General features: G+C 70.7%; 2 protein-coding genes. Both read left to right on the forward strand.

The features are described from left to right. On the forward strand, positions 1-509 hold a 509-nt coding region (locus tag ACTIDRAF_RS0225015; RefSeq protein ID WP_016701396.1), incomplete at its 5' end, for a 5-formyltetrahydrofolate cyclo-ligase. A 110-nt stretch (positions 510-619) separates the two neighbouring features. After that, a complete protein-coding gene (locus ACTIDRAF_RS33205; RefSeq protein WP_083886689.1) occupies positions 620-961 on the forward strand; it encodes an FmdB family zinc ribbon protein in 342 nt (113 codons plus the stop codon). Positions 962-1,113: the final 152 nt, after the last annotated feature.

Genomic DNA, 1,113 nt, shown 5'->3' on the forward strand with positions numbered 1-1,113 from the left:
GAGCCGAGGCGGAGCGGATCACGGCGGTCGTCCGTGAGCTAGCTCGCACCAGGGCGGGGAGCACCGTCGCGGCCCACGTTCCGTTCGGAACCGAACCGGGGACGCTGGCGCTGGTGGACGCCCTCCGCGAGGCCGACTGCCGGGTGCTGCTGCCGGTCGTGGTCGAACCGGACGGCCCGATGTGGTGGGCCGAGTACGGTGGAGGAGCGACGCTGCGCCCGGGAAACCTCGGCGTGCTGGAACCCCCGGGTCCGCTCCTCGCCCCGGAGGCGCTGGCCGAGGCGACGGCGGTGCTGGTGCCGGCGCTGGCAGTGGACCGGGCCGGGGTGCGGCTCGGTCGTGGCGGCGGTTGTTACGACCGCTCACTGCCGTTGGCCGCGCCGTCGACGTTGACGGCCGCCGTGGTCCGGGACGACGAACTGGTGGACCAGCTGCCACACGGTGCGCACGACGCCCTGCTGACCAGCGTCATCACTCCAGGACGCGGGTTGCTCCACCTCCCCCGGTGACCAGCCGAGGGCCGGGGGGTGTTTGCGCGGAGGCACGACCTTGGCGCATTATCTGTGTTGGCACTGTCCCTAGGCGAGTGCCAAATTGATGCTCACGGAGGATACGAACCGTGCCCACCTACCAGTACGCCTGCACCGCGTGTGACCACCGGTTCGAGCAGGTGCAGAGCTTCACCGACCAAGCACTGACGGCGTGCCCGGAGTGCCAGGGCAAGCTGCGCAAGCTCTTCTCCTCGGTGGGGGTCGTGTTCAAGGGGAGCGGTTTCTACCGCACCGACAGCAGGAGCTCCGGCGGCGGCACCACGGCGAAGAGTTCCTCGTCGTCGAGCGACGGTTCGACCAAGTCGAGCGACTCCGGCTCCTCCTCGAGCTCCTCGTCCTCGTCGTCCTCCTCCGACTCCGGCAAGAGCACGGCGTCGAGCGGGTCGAGCAAGGCCGCCAGCACGACCTGACGGGCTGACTGCCGGCAGGTCGGTCGTCCACAGCCGGCCGGTTGTCCACAGCCTCCTCCCGTCGTCCCCGACAACGCCCCCGCCCTCCTCCTAGCCTCGGCCACGACCAGGCGGAGGCGGACGAGGGGAACGGTGCCATGCGCGGCGGAACG

It is taken from the genome of Actinoalloteichus spitiensis RMV-1378, assembly GCF_000239155.1.
GTDB classification, from domain to species: domain Bacteria; phylum Actinomycetota; class Actinomycetes; order Mycobacteriales; family Pseudonocardiaceae; genus Actinoalloteichus_B; species Actinoalloteichus_B spitiensis.